General features: G+C 43.6%; 14 protein-coding genes, 2 tRNA genes and 1 pseudogene. 3 read left to right on the top strand and 14 right to left on the bottom strand.

What is annotated here, in order from left to right; genetic code table 11:
- Positions 1-1115: 1-acyl-sn-glycerol-3-phosphate acyltransferase (locus A3757_RS20405; protein WP_068740190.1), on the top strand; the 1115-nt coding region annotated here is incomplete at its 5' end.
- A 26-nt stretch (positions 1116-1141) separates the two neighbouring features.
- On the opposite strand, the gene A3757_RS20400 is transcribed toward A3757_RS20405, so the two are convergent.
- A complete protein-coding gene (locus A3757_RS20400) occupies positions 1142-4687 on the bottom strand; it encodes a DUF1631 family protein (RefSeq protein ID WP_068554828.1) in 3546 nt (1181 codons plus the stop codon).
- A 203-nt stretch (positions 4688-4890) separates the two neighbouring features.
- Here A3757_RS20400 and A3757_RS20395 point away from each other — a divergent pair, with 203 nt between their 5' ends.
- The gene (locus tag A3757_RS20395) at positions 4891-5742 is read left to right on the top strand and encodes a 6-carboxytetrahydropterin synthase (RefSeq protein ID WP_068510568.1); all 852 of its coding nucleotides are present in this window, start codon (positions 4891-4893) and stop codon (positions 5740-5742) included.
- An 11-nt stretch (positions 5743-5753) separates the two neighbouring features.
- Here the strand turns inward: A3757_RS20395 and A3757_RS20390 are convergent, their stop codons facing one another.
- The 6 genes from A3757_RS20390 to A3757_RS20365 form a co-directional block, all read right to left on the bottom strand.
- The gene (locus A3757_RS20390) at positions 5754-6377 is read right to left on the bottom strand and encodes an alpha-ketoglutarate-dependent dioxygenase AlkB (RefSeq protein WP_068510570.1); all 624 of its coding nucleotides are present in this window, start codon (positions 6375-6377) and stop codon (positions 5754-5756) included.
- Between the two features lie 142 nt (positions 6378-6519).
- The gene (locus A3757_RS20385) at positions 6520-6750 is read right to left on the bottom strand and encodes a hypothetical protein (protein ID WP_068510574.1); all 231 of its coding nucleotides are present in this window, start codon (positions 6748-6750) and stop codon (positions 6520-6522) included.
- A 459-nt stretch (positions 6751-7209) separates the two neighbouring features.
- A tRNA-Glu gene (locus tag A3757_RS20380) sits at positions 7210-7285 on the bottom strand.
- 21 nt (positions 7286-7306) lie between these two features.
- A tRNA-Ala gene (locus A3757_RS20375) sits at positions 7307-7382 on the bottom strand.
- A 72-nt stretch (positions 7383-7454) separates the two neighbouring features.
- A complete protein-coding gene (gene gltX / locus A3757_RS20370; protein WP_068510577.1) occupies positions 7455-8966 on the bottom strand; it encodes a glutamate--tRNA ligase in 1512 nt (503 codons plus the stop codon).
- 74 nt (positions 8967-9040) lie between these two features.
- On the bottom strand, positions 9041-9685 hold the full coding sequence (locus A3757_RS20365) for an MBL fold metallo-hydrolase (protein ID WP_068510655.1): 645 nt from the start codon (positions 9683-9685) through the stop codon (positions 9041-9043).
- A gap of 203 nt (positions 9686-9888) precedes the next feature.
- Between A3757_RS20365 and A3757_RS20360 the strand changes: the two genes are divergently transcribed.
- Positions 9889-10227, top strand: coding sequence for a hypothetical protein (locus tag A3757_RS20360; protein WP_068507198.1), 339 nt, complete (start codon positions 9889-9891; stop codon positions 10225-10227).
- 17 nt (positions 10228-10244) lie between these two features.
- On the opposite strand, the gene A3757_RS20355 is transcribed toward A3757_RS20360, so the two are convergent.
- From A3757_RS20355 to A3757_RS20325, 7 genes and pseudogenes are all read right to left on the bottom strand, one after another.
- Entirely contained in the window at positions 10245-10661 is a 417-nt protein-coding gene (locus A3757_RS20355) for an MAPEG family protein (RefSeq protein ID WP_068510580.1), read from the bottom strand.
- A gap of 159 nt (positions 10662-10820) precedes the next feature.
- Positions 10821-12038 carry a dihydrolipoamide acetyltransferase family protein gene (locus tag A3757_RS20350; RefSeq protein WP_068553034.1) on the bottom strand — a complete coding sequence of 406 codons (1218 nt, stop codon included), beginning with the start codon at positions 12036-12038 and terminating at the stop codon, positions 10821-10823.
- Between the two features lie 2 nt (positions 12039-12040).
- Positions 12041-13102: an alpha-ketoacid dehydrogenase subunit beta gene (locus tag A3757_RS20345; protein ID WP_068553035.1), complete on the bottom strand. Its 1062-nt coding sequence runs from the start codon at positions 13100-13102 to the stop codon at positions 12041-12043.
- A 1-nt stretch (position 13103) separates the two neighbouring features.
- Positions 13104-14291 carry a pyruvate dehydrogenase (acetyl-transferring) E1 component subunit alpha gene (pdhA, locus tag A3757_RS20340; protein WP_068510584.1) on the bottom strand — a complete coding sequence of 396 codons (1188 nt, stop codon included), beginning with the start codon at positions 14289-14291 and terminating at the stop codon, positions 13104-13106.
- A 10-nt stretch (positions 14292-14301) separates the two neighbouring features.
- Positions 14302-15378: a Glu/Leu/Phe/Val dehydrogenase dimerization domain-containing protein gene (locus A3757_RS20335; protein ID WP_068553033.1), complete on the bottom strand. Its 1077-nt coding sequence runs from the start codon at positions 15376-15378 to the stop codon at positions 14302-14304.
- Between the two features lie 278 nt (positions 15379-15656).
- Positions 15657-15908, bottom strand: a complete 252-nt coding sequence (locus A3757_RS28160) for a cysteine-rich CWC family protein (RefSeq protein ID WP_068554609.1) — start codon at positions 15906-15908, stop codon at positions 15657-15659.
- 39 nt (positions 15909-15947) lie between these two features.
- Positions 15948-16535: pseudogene (locus tag A3757_RS20325) on the bottom strand (ribosome biogenesis GTPase Der); the annotation flags it as partial.

The raw sequence follows: 16535 nt of genomic DNA, 5'->3' as shown, positions 1-16535 counted from the left end.
CAGTCTCTTTCAATATAGCATGGCAAGAAAGCTTTAAAGAAATTCAGTGCTATGAGGACAAGCAAGTCAATCAAGTATTGCGCGCACTACTGAGCGATAAAGAACTTATTTCCGTGATCAAGAGCCTATTCAAGTCAGACGAAAATCAAGCGCCGATTCAATTTGAGCGTTTAGCTGATATTCACTCGATTGATGCCTTTCAAGCCTGGGTGGCAGAGTCTATATTCCCCTACATAGAAACAAGCTATGATGATTTGAGCGTTTCCGGTCTTGATGAACTAGACCCTGCGACGCCCTATGTTTTTATCTCGAACCACCGAGACATCGTGATGGATCCACTCATCCTTAATAAAGCGCTAAGGGAATATGGTTTCTCTACCTCAAATTGCGCTATCGGTGACAACCTACTTCAACACCCAGCTGCTAACGACCTTGCCTTACTCAACCGCTGCTTTAAGGTCTTCAGATCTCTGAAGTCTCCTAGAGCAATGCTTAAAGCGATGAAAACACAATCTGAGTACATTCGTTATTTACATTTTACACAGCAAGGTAACGTTTGGATCGCGCAAAAGGAAGGCCGGGCAAAAGACAATATAGACAAAACTAACCCCGCCCTGATAAAAATGCTTATCTTAGCGAAGCCCAAGGAACGACCATTTAGCGATTACATGAACGCATTGAATATTGTACCTGTCTGCTTCTCTTACGAGTGGGATCCTTGTGACATTGACAAAGCTCACGAACTGATAAACTCTGAAAACAACTCAGACTATCAGAAAGACCGGTTTGATGATTTCATCTCTTGTAAGAAAGGCCTGAGCGAAGAAAAGGGTAAAATCCATATCGACTTCGGAAATACACTAAGCATCTCTGAAACACACGACCATAAAGATGTCGCTAACCTTATTGATGAAGGGATTCAGAAAGCCTACCGCCCCTTTCCAGTGAACTACGCCAGTTACAAGCGAATCCACGCGACTCACTCAATTCCTAGCAACTTTTCTAAACAAGAGATTAACCAATCGGCCAAGCGACTGGATGAGAGACTAAAAGACGAAAATATCGAGATCCAAAAGCGAGTTTACACAGCCTACTCACAAGTACTGAATAGCTGAAGTATTCCAAGCACAAAGCCTTATACTTAAGCTAACTCTTCTAATAAACCAGGTTTTTTAATTCCAAAGCCTTGAGAGTGGTCAACACCAATAGTTCTTAGAACATTCAGAATTTCATAGTTTTCTACATATTCAGCAACTGTTTTCATACCCATAAAGTGAGCTAACTCATTAATTGATTTGACCAAAGCCTGGTCACGTTCGTTGTTAGCGATATTGCGGATAAACACACCGTCGATTTTAATAAAATCAACAGGAAGTTTTTGAATGTAAGCATAGGACGAAAGACCTGAACCGAAGTCATCTAGTGAGAACTTACATCCAGTCTGCTTTAGTACCCGTATAAATTCGATCGCATCAGCCAGATTTGTAATGGCTGCAGTTTCAGTAATCTCAAAACAAATCATTTCCGGAGGAATCGTGCTAGCTGCAAACTGCCCTAGTATAAACTCAAGGAATGAATCATCACTTAAAGAGTTGCCAGACAAATTAATTGAGAAGCCATCAGATTTAGCAACAGACTCTTCATGTGTCTCCATCCAACGCAATACGTTCTGTATCACCCAGCGGTCAACCATCGCCATTCGTCCAAAGTGTTCTGCTGCTTCGATCAACATAACAGGCGGCAATACCTGACCATTATCCCTAACACCCAAAAGAATTTCGTAATGAGGCTTGGCATTGGGGTCGGTGGTGATCGGACGAATTTCCTGACAGCGAAGTGTCAGCAATTCATCGAGATCCTGATCAAGCTTTTGAACCCACTCCAACATCTGATCACGCTTGTGCTGGTCTTTGTCTAGCGCTTCATACAGTACAACGCGATTTCGCCCATGCTCTTTAGCAGAGTCGCATGCGACACCCGCTTTTCGCATCAAGGTGTCGTAGGAGTCAATTTCAACTTCAAAATCGGCAACACCAATACTCACCGTCGTATTGATAGCATGGTCTTCCCAAGTAAAGCTTTGCGAACTGACTTCTTTACAAATATTTTCTGCTACATCGTTTGTCGTTTCAAGCGAACAATTGACCAAAATCATACCAAATTCATTACCACCCAAACGCCCGCAAAATGCATCTTCCAGGCCTTGTGCTTTAATGGTCTGAGCAACATGCTTCAATAAAGCATCACCAGCATGATGCCCATAGCTGGTATTGGTTAAATTGAACTTATCGACATCGATATAAATCAAAGTCGCTTTACTTTGATTAGTAACAGCACCGGAAATACTTTGTTCTAAGCCGCGTTCAAATGCCTGACGATTAAGTAAACCTGTCAATACATCACAACTAGACTGGCTAGCAAGTTCTTCGTAAACAGACTGAACCATTTGATGTAAGCCTTGGTCAACCAAGGGCACTTCATCGTTATCAACAAAGCTTGCTTTATTAGCTTTAAACAGTTCGACCAACTTATCCAAAGGCATATCTTCATCTTTCATGCCTTGGCTATCAACAAATACGAACCGGAAAGACTCACTTCCTGACCAGGCGAGGCGCAAGCATCTGGCACGCCCTTGATCATCTTTTATTTCAACCCATTCACCAACTTTCATCGTCACTACGCGCTTATGCCAATGAGAAGCTTGTGGGTCCTGACCCTGATCTGGACGCAGGTCTTTAATCTCTTTTTCAGTTTTCTCGTAAGGCCATTCGTATCGATCAATCTTGACGAGCAGCGGATCAACATCATGGAACAAACAATCTTCCAGTCGCTGCAATACCGTCTCATATCCAACAGGCCCAACAATTGTTAACTCTTTTGTGATTAGTTCTAATATAGAAGGCGCTTCCAACTCCATTTCTAGTTCAACGGCCCATTGGTCACTATCATCAACCTCTTCACCCAACCACGATAAAAGTACATCTACAACATTTAATGCTTCGGTATAGCCTTCACTTGTTTCGCCATCGCGAACAGCGACTAAGGCCAAATGCTCACGCCACCCGGCTTTATCAAGAAGCTCCATCAGTACAACCGGAACTGACTGTCCCTGCAAAAGTTCATTAAGGTCTGTTACAACTTTATGACGAGCACTTGCTACCTTCTGCTTTCCCTCATAGGCCCGAGCAATGCGATCCGAATTACGTTTTTGCGCGATTGCTTGGCGTTCTAATAAATCATCTAGCTCTTTTACAACTTTTTCTATCGCTTGATCATCATGGTCAAAGTCACTTACAACCTTACCGATATAGCGATCCAAAACTTTCTCTAGTCGTTTCTTATCAGACTTCTCGCTCGCTGAAAGCTTGGCTAGTTTATTCAACAATTGACGCGCTGGATGCGAAGCATTAGAGAAGAAAGTTTTATCTCGAAGAACTACCTTAAGAATAGTGAGTTTAAGTTTTTCTAACCAACGCTCGAGCAAACCACTGACACCGATTTTCTCGACAATGACTTCGAAAAAGCGATCCGTCACATCGATTAGCTCGGATTCTTGCTGGCCAATATTCTTGGCACCGCCCGGCATTTCACTTAGACCACTTTCAATCCAAGTACGTAACTTCTTACGTTCGATTAGCTCGGTATCATCTCTAACTTGCTGTAATTGGCTAATTGCACCAACTAACTGAGCAGGCGCGTATTGACCTACAGGTATACTTTGCGAGTTTGCATCGATTTCTTCCCCAGCAGAAGCTAAGCCTAATTGCCCCCCACTAGTAGAGGAGGTGTGCAGACGTGACAAAGTATCTAATGTGCTGTTTTCTTGAGCTTTATATTGGTGGCGATTTTCAAGGATAGACGCGGCTGAAGAGCCCCCTCCAATAACTGGTGCATCACTCAGCCCTTCAACATTGTGATTTACTGTCTCTTCGGCTGAACTGGCTTCTTGTGCGGCATCTGCTTCACTTTCTGTCTTTGTTAACGGCTCTTGAGTTTGCTTAGGCTTGTAATTAACTTGGACTTTTTTGACAGTGCCGATTATCTCAAGATATGACTCTCTTAAGTCTTCAAGAAAGCTACGAGACAGCGCTTTATAGATGACAATCTGGGGAGCCGCCGGGATTTCTAGTTGCTCGATAGCTGTTTTTAAGGTGCTGAAAATTGCATGGGGTGCCAGAGGACAATCTTCCTTTCCAATTGTTTCTCCAAACAGGTACGAAACAATTAAACAAACCTCATGAAGCTCGTAACCAAGTTCAGCTTCTAGGTACTTGATACCCATATTGGCACTAAGCCAATCTTCAAAGTCATCTTTGGAGACAAGACTAAGTGAGTCAAGGTCAAGCTTATCGCCACCATGCGGCTTTTGTGTATCAGTTTTCACTTGCTCTAGTTCATCACTGAGCACCTCTTCATTTGATAAACTCTGCTCAACCTCCTTCAGAGCGCCAATAGCATTGTTTGCAACCTGTGCAGCAAACCATTCACTATTTGCTTCTAGAAGATTAATGGCTAAAGAAAAATCCGCTCGCAGCCAATCCTCAGCATCATCTAGTTTCTTATATAACTGAGCTGAGGTAGCGTGAATCGCTTTTCCAATGCCGTCATTAAACGACACGGCAACCTGCTGGGCTAACGCCTGCAGCAACTGGGTCTTAAGCTTGATGGATACGGAAAATTCTGCCATGAAAGCCGATATTAATAGGAACTTTAGTTAACTAGTGTCTATTAAGGCTAATCTAAACACCTGATTTAACAAGTTAAGTATTCAATATGTTACAAAAAACCAAGAAAAGGAAAAAAACTGTAAAATGTCGGGGAATCCCTACCTATCCTTTGATATCATTACACGATAGGTCGGGACTCCCCTGCTTTCATTCAGGAAAACTTATGAACCAGCTGTTTGTTAACAACCTCAGTGTTATCGATTTCTCTTACTATGACTTTCAACGCGGGATACTCGGTGAAAGCTGGATCGTGGACATAGTGCTTAGTGGTGAGCTGGATGATCAGGGAATGGTCTTTGACTTCGGTCATGTAAAAAAGCAGATTAAGCAAATAATCGATGAAGAACTCGATCACCGCTTTGTGATATCAGCACAAGCCAAAAACCTTGAAGTAAAACAAGATAAAGGTGTGTGTGAGCTAAATTGGAAAAACGTCATGGGGTCTTATCAACACATATCCCCGGAATCAGCGGTGCTAGTACTTGATGTAAAAACCATCAATACTAAAACCGTTGCAGCTTATCTCGAAACAATAATTCTTAATGCCCTTCCTGACAATGTCAGTAAGGTCGAACTTTCTCTTAGTGAGGAGCACATTGACGGTGCTTATTACCACTATAGCCACGGCCTCAAAAAACATGACGGCAACTGCCAGAGAATCGTTCACGGTCACCGTTCAAAAATTGAGATATTTGAAAACCACCAACGAAATTTCGACTTAGAAGACTATTGGGCGGCTTGCTTCCGAAATATTTATATAGGTACGCAAGAAGATATTGTCGAGGAGTTTGATATTGACGGTAAAGCGCACGTAACGTTTGCCTATAGAGCACAACAAGGTAAGTTTAGTGTTACGCTCCCTGCCAAACGTGTCTACTTAATTGATAGCGACTCAACTGTTGAGTTAATTGCTCAACATGTCGCCCTACGCTGTAAAGAAATGAAGCCCGCCAACCATTATCGCGTCAATGCCTACGAAGGCGTCGGAAAAGGCTCTATTGCTGTTTCCAAATAAAGACACGCCCCTTACATAATTCGTCGGAAAGTTAGATTAATTCGCTCTGCAACCTCGCGTCGAGTTTTTGGCGCCTGGTGTAACCAATTCTTTTGCACGCCGGATTTCATTAGCAATAAAGAACCGTGCTCAAGCTCCAGCTGATATTTTTCTCCCTCTTTCCTTTTGTGTTTTAGCTGGAAGTAGCGACTTTGACCAAAGCTAAGTGAAGCGATAATCGGGTCAGGGCCTAAGCTTGATTCGTCATCACTATGCCAGGATACGCTGTCTTGACCATTACGGTAGCGGTTGACCAAGACACCATTGAATATTTCACCCGTACGCTGCTCTACCAAGATCTTTATATTTTGCAATAAGGGCGTCCAGTTTTTCGGCTTTGCAGCGATCCCAGAATAGCTGTAAGAGATGTTAGGATCACCATACCATGCACTGAGCCGCGGTATTGGGCGCTCGACACCATACATTTGAATATACTCTTGCTGCCATTCGATATCGCAAAGCAAAGACTTAAATAAGCTGTCAGCTTCACTGCGAGAATAAAAGTGACGGTAATAACTTAAGGCCCCACCATCTAAGCCAATATCAATTGCTTCGGGGTAAGCGTGAGCACTAGTTTCAAATAGATCTTCTGTCATCGATATATTATGAAGCTAAGACACAAAAAAAGGGAAGCTCTATGCTTCCCTTTTATAGATAAACCAACTCAGGCCAAATCAGTTTATTATATTGTCGCGTTGACTGCGCTTCTATTTATACTCCGTAACTACAGCTAGCAGCTTAGGCTACGTCTTGCGCTGATTTCATTTTTGCTTTCATTTCCTCACGAAACACTTCGATTGGGTCATCATGCAACCGGTGTGGATCCATATCGTGCTTCATTGTCCACATCATATAATCTAATAACTCTTGCTGTGCTTTTTCTTGTGCTTTACGTGCGCTACGGATATTTACAACATTTGATGTTTCAGTCTTTTCCACCATTTGTACTTCGTTGTTAGTTGCGAACATATTTATCACCCGTCAATTTAATCTGCTAATTAATCAATTTTTTGTATTTGTACTTCTCTTTGAAGTACATTTTTATTTAGTTGATTCACATTAAGCGATTAGCATGCCAACTTCATAAATAACTTTGATTACTTTTTATTTTCTTATTATATTCAATACCTTATACACAAACATATTTCACTTAAAAGTCTCGAGTACGGATTTCGTCAAACATAATACCTACTAACACCCAGTAAACGTCAAAAATCCATCAGGCAGATTTGATCTGCTAATCCCCCTCCTTTATGAGCCTCTAAAAAACAAATTTAACTGAGTATCGGCAGAGAAAAACACATAGAACAACTACAGTAGACAAGTAAATAGCCCGAAAAAGACTGAGAGAAAGTAACAATGGCTATACTCAACTTTCTACAGGCGAAAAAAAACCTCGATATCAAATTGATATCGAGGTTTTTTATATGGCGTCCCCTAGGGGAGTCGAACCCCTGTTACCGCCGTGAAAGGGCGGTGTCCTAGGCCTCTAGACGAAGGGGACAGTAAACTGTCCTGAATGATTTGGTGGAGCCATGCGGGATCGAACCGCAGACCTCAACGCTGCCAGCGTCGCGCTCTCCCAGCTGAGCTATGGCCCCGCACTGGTGTGCTGTGCATCATTCAACGGGGGCGTATATTATTGAAGTCTCCCCCCCGAGTCAAGACTATTTTTACACTTCTTTTAACTTTTTGATTTCTGCGCTAAGCGATTGATATTCCTTCTCTACTCGCTTGGTTTCTTTCTTGGAAAAGCCACCCAATATGCTAACAGCATGACGCAGCCTGGCACGACTCATATCTGGCCCTAAAAGCGCCATAGAATCGACTACTGACCAAGAGTTTGGTGTACCAGCAATAGCGATAAAGATTGGCTGCATGCAATCACCTATCTTAAACTCCATCACCTTGGACAAAGCCTTAATCTCGGCAAAGATATTATCTTTGTTCCAATCACGTAATGATTCCAATTGCCACAAAGCAAACTGCAACACGCGTTTAACTTGCCCTTCTTCTAGTTTTTTATGCGCAAAATCTGCAGCCTGTAATTCCAGCATACCTGAAAACATAAAGGTGCTTAATGGTGCGATGTCAGCAAAGGTCGATACACGCCCCTGTACATGCTCAACCAAAGGTTTAAGGTTTGCCTCGTTGAATGCCCAAGCTTGAGCGCGCGCCATAAATTCGTCAGCACTTAGATTTTCACGAATCCACACGCCATTCAACCAGCTTAGCTTTTCGACGTCGAAAATCGGTCCACCAAGCGAAACACGTTTAATATCGAAGTTCTCAATCATTTCCTGTAGTGTAAATTTCTCACGCTCATCAGGCATAGACCAACCCATTCGCCCCAAATAGTTAATGACTGACTCGGGTAAAAAACCAGCACGCTCATAATAATTAATACTGGTTGGGTTCTTACGCTTGCTTAGCTTGCTCTTATCCGGGTTTCGTAATAATGGCATGTGACATAGCACAGGCATATCCCAGCCAAAATACTTATACAACAACTGGTGCTTAGGTGCCGAGTTAATCCACTCTTCACCACGGATAACATGCGTGATCGCCATCAAATGGTCATCAACTACATTCGCCAGGTGATAAGTAGGCATACCGTCTGACTTAAGCAGAATTTGAGAATCGACCTGAGACCAGTCAATCTCTATCTTGCCACGTAACATATCGTCAATTTCGCAAACACCTTCGTCCGGAACTTTCATACGAATAACATGCGCATCGCCACGAGCTAAACGTTCTTTGACTTCGTCACTAGATAACTCAAGGTCACCTTTAATCCCAGGGTTTAAACCCGCCGCTTTTCGCTCTTCACGAATCGCATCAAGCTCTTCTGGTGTACGAAAACAATAAAAGGCATTACCCTGTTCGACCAACTGCTCGGCATAGGCACGATAGTCGTCTTTTCGCTCACTCTGGCGATAAGGCCCATAATCACCACCTACATCTGGACCTTCGTCCCAATCAAGCCCTAACCACTTCATTGAAGATAAAATATCACGTTCCGATTCTGGCGTGCTTCTCGCTTGGTCAGTATCTTCAATTCGAAGGATAAACTTACCTCCGTGTTGCTTGGCGAAACACATATTAAACAATGCAATATATGCTGTACCAACATGAGGGTCACCCGTTGGGGATGGTGCGATTCGTGTTCTTACCATTTGTGTCATTAACGTTATGCCTATCTGATTTTTTACTGTGTCAACGCTGGTATCGAGCGCTTAAATATTATCTGTATACCTTACTAGCCGTAACCACCAACAAAGGGGTTGTTGGCTTTTTCATGCCCTATGGTCGACATCGGGCCATGACCCGGAATGAATTTCGTTTCATCCGCCAATGCCCAAAGCTTAGATCGAATCGACTTCGCAAGCGTGTCGAAGTCGCCCTTAGGGAAATCCGTACGCCCGATTGAGCCTTGAAAAAGAACGTCACCAACGACCAATAAATCACTACCTCGATGGTAAAAAACGACATGGCCTGGCGTATGACCAGGACAATGTAGCACTTCGAGAATCTCGCTCCCCACTTCAACCGTATCGCCCTGTTCCAGCCACTGGTCAGGCGTAAAGATCTTGGCAGCAGGAAAACCAAACATCTGGCTCTGCTGAGGCAGCATATCAATCCAAAACTTATCTTCTTTATGAGGGCCAACGACAGGCACCCCACTCTGCTCAGCTAAATCCGCCGTTGCACCGGCATGATCAATATGCGCATGTGTCAAAATTACCTTATCAAGCTGAAGGCCTAAAGATTCAAGCTCAGCCAAAATTTTGGGTAAATCACCACCAGGGTCGACAACTGCCGCTTTTTTACTCTGATCGCACCACAAAATTGAGCAGTTCTGCTCAAAAGCCGTTACCGGCACTATCTTATACTGTAAACTCATGAAAAAATTACCGATAGAAAACAAGCTTATATCGCTGCTATATAGTTTGTGACAAGGGATTAAACTAATCGTCCGAACTGCACAGCAATTTTCTGACATGCATTATCCCTGAAGAAGAATGAAACTCAACCAAAAACGTATAAATGGATGCAAGGAAATGCCTTCAGTCAGCTATGCGTTAGTCACAATAAAGGACGATAACGATGCTGCTTAAATATAGCTACCCCTCAGTCAAACGGTCTTCAAAGTTTACTGCACTCATACTCGGTACAGCGCTCTCTGGCTGCTCATTTATTGAACTAAACCCTGGAGCCAAGCACATCATCTTTGCCAATGACGAGAACTGCGAATTGATCAATACATTTGAAGCGAGTGTACCGACAGAAAACGCTTTTATTACACGAAGTGATAAAGCCATAAGTGAAGAACTTCAAATTCTGGCACAGAACGCAGCATTTGAGCAAAAGGCAAATGCGATCTGGCCAGAGTCAGAGATTCTTGAGGGAAAACAACGCTTCAAGTTACTGCGATGTGACAGATAAACAAGTGCTTACGAGTACTATACCAACGCAAACAACATGGCGAGCCACAACACTGCTAAAGCCATCATACTCGCAGCAAAGCTCGCAAACCTTAGGCTGACATTGTTGTTACCCAAGTGGACAAAAGAATGTACTAGCCGCAAAGCCACATACAACCAAGCAGCGACAACTGACACAAGACCAACGCTATCCGTGATATAAGTGAGTATAACCCCAACATAAAATAAGGGTGGTACCTCAAAGTGGTTATGAATATGGCGAGTGAGAATATGGAGCCTTTGCGGCTCCTGCCCTTCATTGTATGAACGATAGTACTTCATACTAACTTCACCGCGTTTAATTGCCGCAAAGCGTGTTAACCCTAGTTTAAAAACTAAAAAAGAGGTTAATAAAAACATCGCGATAGCGGGATAGATAATTCTAACTGTATCCATAAAAGTCTCGTCTATTGTTGTGGAGTACCTATCTATTGTGCGGTATTGACTACTGCACAAACGCAAGACCACATTCACATAAAGCGAGACCTTGGTCAATCACTTGTATAGACTTGAAACTCTGTAGATCACTCAGAGAAACAAAGCACCAGAGAGCCCTTAAGACTCTAACGACTCGATAAAAGCCTGCATAAACCTGGCCGCCTCTGCACCGCTGGCTGCGCGATGATCAAAGCTCAGCGATATAGGCATAACTCGACCAACCTTTATCTGTCCGTTTTCAACGACAGGCTCATCACGAATTTTCCCCACACCCATGATCGAAACCTGTGGCGGAACAATTATAGGTGTAGCGTAACGCCCGCTTAACGAGCCAAAGTTGCTTAGACTAATCGTTGCACCAAGTAGCTTTTGAGGCTTAATCGTACGGTCATGAACTGATTGAATCTGTTTCTTCATGATTTTTCTGATTCTAGCATCGTCTAGAGTTTGCACCTTTCGAATCACCGGAACGTATAAACCCTGCGCGGAATTAACCGCCACACCTAAATGAATATCTTCGAATAACTGAATACCTAAAGCTTCCTCATCAAACCAGGCATTGAGTATTGGCTCCTTCATACACGCAAAGACAAGTGCTTTAATACATCGGAGCGTGATGTCCTCACTTTTCTTCCAAGTACAAATATTGGCATCATCGAACAGCGTTACGGCTGGAATTTGTTCATGAGATTTACTCATCGTTTGCGCCATGACTTTCCTGGCACCTGTTAATTTAGTGATTGAATCACTACATCTCCCAGGAGAACTTCCTTTCAGCTCATTCTTCTTGTAATGAGCTTCCAGAATTCCTTTCTCTGTAAGCATCCCATAAGACTTTTCACTGAGCTGTTCTGTCAGGCCTATTTTTTCTGCAAAGACCCTGACAGAAGGCGGAGCATTTAAAGTCTGTTTCTGCTTTAAAAGCGCACTGTCAGGCGGGCTGGCATGATCAACAATCATATCCTCATATTGATCGACATCCTTTTCACCTTCTGCAGTTTGCAAACTTCCAACGACCGATACGCTCTTTTGCACATTTTGAGAGACGCCTAGATACTCCGATATCGAAGTATCTTTACCTATCGGGGACTCAGCATTTTCCTTCTCAGTGTATTCTAATAACACTGAACCCACATCAACCATGTCGCCCGCTTTACAGTGAATTTTCCCGATTCTAGCTTCCACAGGAGATGGAATTTCCACAATTGCTTTTGCCGTTTCGACAACTAAAATCAACTGATCAACCAAGACCATATCGCCAGGCTTAATCTTCCACTCAATAATTTCTGCACCCTGGAGGCCTTCACCGAGATCAGGTAGATAAAATTTGCTCATAGCTAAGCCTCCTTGTTTCCGTCTGCGTCAACCGGTGTTACGGCCCTGCACATCACCGCTGCCAATTCAGTTATTTGCTCTACGCCAGGCAGGTAGCTTGATTCGTTACGAAAATATGGCATTACCGTGTCATAACCAGTGATCCTCGCCACGGGTTCCCTTAAGTAAGGGAAGGCTCTTTCAGAAACCGTTGCTGCAATCTCCGCACCCAGCCCACAGCTTCTTGGCGCCTCATGAATAACTATGCAGCGACCAGTTTTTTGAACCGACTGGATAATAGTGTCGTGGTCTATAGGAGAAATACTGGCAACGTCTATCACCTCACACTCAATCCCATCCCTAGCCAATAAACTTGCCGCTTGCATAGTTTCATTTATACTCGCACCCCATGAAACTAAAGTCATATCCCTTCCTTGACGCAATAGAAAGGACTTATCCAATGGCAAGCCTTCGCCATCATCCTTTACCTCACTATGAAATAAACGATAAATGCGCTTTGGCTCCAAAAATATAACAGGGTCATTGGAACGAATCGCTGACAAAAGCAGTCCATAAGCCCTTTTTGGAGAGCTAGGCTGTATAACCCGAATACCCGGAATATGCGCAAACATTGCCTCGGTACTTTCACTATGATGTTCGGGTGCATGAATTCCCCCGCCATAGGGGGCGCGAATAACCATGGGGCAAGAAAGGCGCCCACGTGTGCGATTACGCATACGTGAAGCATGGCTAACCAAGTGCTCCATTGAAGCATAAATGAAGCCCATAAACTGTATTTCTGCAACCGGACGCAGGCCTTGAGCTGCCATTCCTATAGTCATGCCTGCAATCATCGTTTCAGCTAGTGGTGTATCCATAACCCGACGCACACCATATGCTTCTCGCAAGCCCTCCGTTGCGCGAAAAACACCGCCATTAACAGCAACATCTTCGCCAAGCACAACCACTTCTTCACTTTCTGCCATTGCGCGATGCAATGCCATATTAACGGCCTCAATAATACAGACCTTCGATGCGCCAACACTTTCAGGAGCACAGTCATCTATTGCTTTAGTAAGATTCATATCATTCATGGCTATGCCCCTCCATATCAACTGGCTTCAACTTATCCTGAGCGTCGGTATTTTCAAACCTTGTCCCTTCACATTGCGGGCTTATTTTTTTAGTGTTTTTCATACCAAGCAATTTGACCTGCGCGTATTGGTCAAGCAGTGGCTCAGGTAGTGTTTCGAAGAGATAATCAAACATCGCCTCAGGTACGTCATCCTCCTCTATAAGATAGGCTTCAACAGCCTCACTAATTTTCTTCTTAATTCGTATGAGAAGTTCTTTCTCCTTGGATTCCGACCAGTATCCTTTAGACAGTAAAAAAGTTTTTAGTCTTGAAATAGGCTCCTTGTCCCAGGCTGACTTCAGCTCAGAATCACTGCGATAACGTGAAGCATCATCGGCGGTAGTATGATCCCCTAAGCGATAACTCACCGCTTCAATAAGCGTTGCACCTTTACCTGCGTAGGCTTTCTCCAGTGCTATATTGACTGCATGACGCACGGCAAAATAGTCGTTACCATCAACAACCAGTCCCTCAATCCCGGCGCCAATCGCTTTTTGGGCAATCGTTTGCGCGCCGCACTGAATATCGCGGGGGGTCGAAATAGCCCATTGATTGTTATTTACAACCATTACCAAGGGTAGTTGCCACGCCCCTGCCAGATTTAGTGTTTCGAGAAAGTCGCCTTTCGAGGTCGCGCCCTCACCACACGTAACAAGAGATGCTTGATGTATGCCTTTGGTTTTCAGAGCAACAGCTGCACCGGCAGCGTGGCCATATTGTGTCGCTATTGGCACACAAACAGGGAAATCATTTGGGCATGATTTATAATCACTACCACGTTCCAAGCCTCCCCAATACATCAACATCTCTTTTAAAGACACCCCTCGCAAATATTGGGTAGCGAAGTCGCGGTAATAAGGCGCAAAAATATCATCTGGGCTGAGCGCCATACCAATGGCCGTACCAATTGCTTCCTGGCCTAGAACTGAAGGGTAAGTTCCAAGCTTGCCAGTTCGTTGTAAAGCGATAGCCTTATGGTCAAAAGCTCTGATCAAAACCATCGTTTCATAAGCTTTTAGCATTTCTTCTTTGAGCAGTAGAGAATCCGGTAAAGACTGCTTAAGCTGCCCGTCATCGCCAAGAAATTTCGAAAAACTTACATCAAACCTAAGGTTTTCTTCAAAAGTATAAGATTTCATACCGCCTCCTCTATGCTGCAAAGTCTTGAAGACGAGTCAATTTTTCTTCGGCTAGCTGGTCGGCAACAACACTTGTTGCCCTGCCTTTTGAGCTTGAGCCTTGATAAACCTCTTCTAAGGTTCGACCTATCTGCAATATTTTTTCATGTATTCTGGCCTGTAAAACTTCATTTCTTGAAACCAGCTCAAAGTCCGAACGCAAAGACTCACTGTGGGTTAGCGAGGCATAAATCAAACCTCCAGAGTTAATCACGTAATCGGGAGCGTACAATATTCCCTTTTCATGCAGGCGCTGCCCAAGCTCAGGTTTCGCTAATTGAACGTTTGCTGACCCGGCAATTATTCGGCAGCTCAAACGTTCAAGGGAAGACTCATTGATGACATTACTTAAACCGCAGGGGGCAAAGACAACGCATGGCTCCTGAACAATCTGCTCAGGACTGACTGCGTGACTTGCAAACTCTCTTAAGGCGGACTCAACCCTTTCTCTATTAATATCAGCCACAACAATCTCTGCACCAGATTCTGCGAGCAGCAAACCAAGTTCGTAACCAACATTGCCAATTCCCTGAATAGCAATACGTAGACCTTTTAAGCTTTCTGTTCCTAACTTGAAATTGACGCTTGCCTTTATTCCTTCAAATACACCAGCAGCGGTATAACTTGACGGGTTACCAGCATCACTCGTACTGGTAACATGAGATGTCACAGTCTGAATAATATCCATTTCTCTCGCACTGGTGCCGGAGTCAATCGCAGTAATATACCGACCGTTTAAGGATTCAACAAAGCGCCCGAACTCACTAAATAATGACCTTCGATCAAAGTGACGATCAGGAACCATGATGACCGACTTGCCACCGCCTTGAGGAAGCTCTGCCAAGGCAGCTTTGTAGCTCATGCCTTTAGCTAAGTTCAGCGCATCTTGAAGGGCGTGTGATTCACTTGGGTATTTAATAAAACGGCAGCCACCTAGTGCTGGGCCAAGAACGGTATTGTGAATGGCAATAAATGCCTTGAGACCACTACTAACGTCATATCTGACGTGCAGCTCATTGACCTGGTGTTGATCCAGTAATTCAAACATGATGCTATCCTCTCAGAATAACTTACGATTGTTTGAATATATACTGGCTTATGACCACGACTACTCAAACAAGTCGTAAGAGGTGGTAACCTCGCGTCGATAGAGGGAACGCGCAAATATAAATTTTGGTGTGATGCAAAAACTGTTTATTTTTTGCACACTACGGTTCGAGTATAAAGCGACTTAAAAGGCTCTGTGAAGGGAAAGTAACAAATATTTACGAGATCACATACAGGGGGAAATAGGCTTTTTCTTTTTTTAAAGTGGTAATAGGGCAGCTATATCGCTTGAATTTCAGCAATGCAGCTTGCGCACAAACAACATAAACCATTACCAAATTTTGATGCTTCAGCCCGTTGATTAGAGTTCAATTTAACGGAGGCGCACCAACAAGGCTCTTCCTGAATACTAACAGTATTAGGTGGTATCATAGCCCCCGTTGAAAGGTCTTTTTTAATGACATTCAAGCATAGGTTTGCTTTGCCACATCTGGGGCAAATATCTTCTTTAGGGGGATGCAGTTCAGTCATAGAAAGCTAAACACCTAGGCAAGCCCTCGTTAAAATCAATTAACGAGAAGTACTGCCCTTTCCTTTACTCTTACGTGTTGAGTTTTTACCACGGCGGTTACCAAATTCTCTGGATTTGGTAATACGGGCTTTTTTAGCTCTCTGCTTCTCATTCATTTTGTTAGTCGGACTAGCGAAAGGGTTATCACTCGACTTAAATTCAAAACGAATGGGTGTACCTTTAATCTTAAGTACTTTCCTGAAGCTCTTCTCTAGATAACGTTTGTAGCTATCTGGCAGGTCATCAGTCTTAGATCCATGCACTACGATGATAGGCGGATTTGATCCCCCCTGGTGAGCATGACGAAGCTTGACCCGTCGGCCACGAACAATTGGTGGTTGGTGATCAGATACTAAATCTGAAAGCAACTCTGTCAAACGTTTGGTCGGCCACTTATCGAAAGCAGATTTATAACCCTGGTCGATAGACTTATATAAATCCCCCACGCCGGTTCCATGTTTGGCTGAGATGAAATGAATAGGTGCATAGTCAAGGAAAACTAAACGTCTATCCAACTCTCTCTTTACTGACTTTTTGTCATCTTGGGTCATTCCATCCCACTTATTGACCGCCAATACCAGCGCTCG

The organism is Oleiphilus sp. HI0117, assembly GCF_001635235.1.
This window is presented reverse-complemented; position numbering and strand designations above follow the sequence as displayed.

Bases quoted from the DNA above. Each gene is read 5' to 3' on its own strand.
- A3757_RS20400 (WP_068554828.1), bottom strand. From the start codon at position 4,687: ATGGCAGAATTTTCCGTATCCATCAAGCTTAAGACCCAGTTGCTGCAG.
- A3757_RS20395 (WP_068510568.1), top strand. From the start codon at position 4,891: ATGAACCAGCTGTTTGTTAACAACCTCAGTGTTATCGATTTCTCTTAC.
- A3757_RS20390 (WP_068510570.1), bottom strand. From the start codon at position 6,377: ATGACAGAAGATCTATTTGAAACTAGTGCTCACGCTTACCCCGAAGCA.
- A3757_RS20385 (WP_068510574.1), bottom strand. From the start codon at position 6,750: ATGTTCGCAACTAACAACGAAGTACAAATGGTGGAAAAGACTGAAACA.
- gltX (WP_068510577.1), bottom strand. From the start codon at position 8,966: ATGACACAAATGGTAAGAACACGAATCGCACCATCCCCAACGGGTGAC.
- A3757_RS20365 (WP_068510655.1), bottom strand. From the start codon at position 9,685: ATGAGTTTACAGTATAAGATAGTGCCGGTAACGGCTTTTGAGCAGAAC.
- A3757_RS20360 (WP_068507198.1), top strand. From the start codon at position 9,889: ATGCTGCTTAAATATAGCTACCCCTCAGTCAAACGGTCTTCAAAGTTT.
- A3757_RS20355 (WP_068510580.1), bottom strand. From the start codon at position 10,661: ATGGATACAGTTAGAATTATCTATCCCGCTATCGCGATGTTTTTATTA.
- A3757_RS20350 (WP_068553034.1), bottom strand. From the start codon at position 12,038: ATGAGCAAATTTTATCTACCTGATCTCGGTGAAGGCCTCCAGGGTGCA.
- A3757_RS20345 (WP_068553035.1), bottom strand. From the start codon at position 13,102: ATGAATCTTACTAAAGCAATAGATGACTGTGCTCCTGAAAGTGTTGGC.
- pdhA (WP_068510584.1), bottom strand. From the start codon at position 14,291: ATGAAATCTTATACTTTTGAAGAAAACCTTAGGTTTGATGTAAGTTTT.
- A3757_RS20335 (WP_068553033.1), bottom strand. From the start codon at position 15,378: ATGTTTGAATTACTGGATCAACACCAGGTCAATGAGCTGCACGTCAGA.
- A3757_RS28160 (WP_068554609.1), bottom strand. From the start codon at position 15,908: ATGACTGAACTGCATCCCCCTAAAGAAGATATTTGCCCCAGATGTGGC.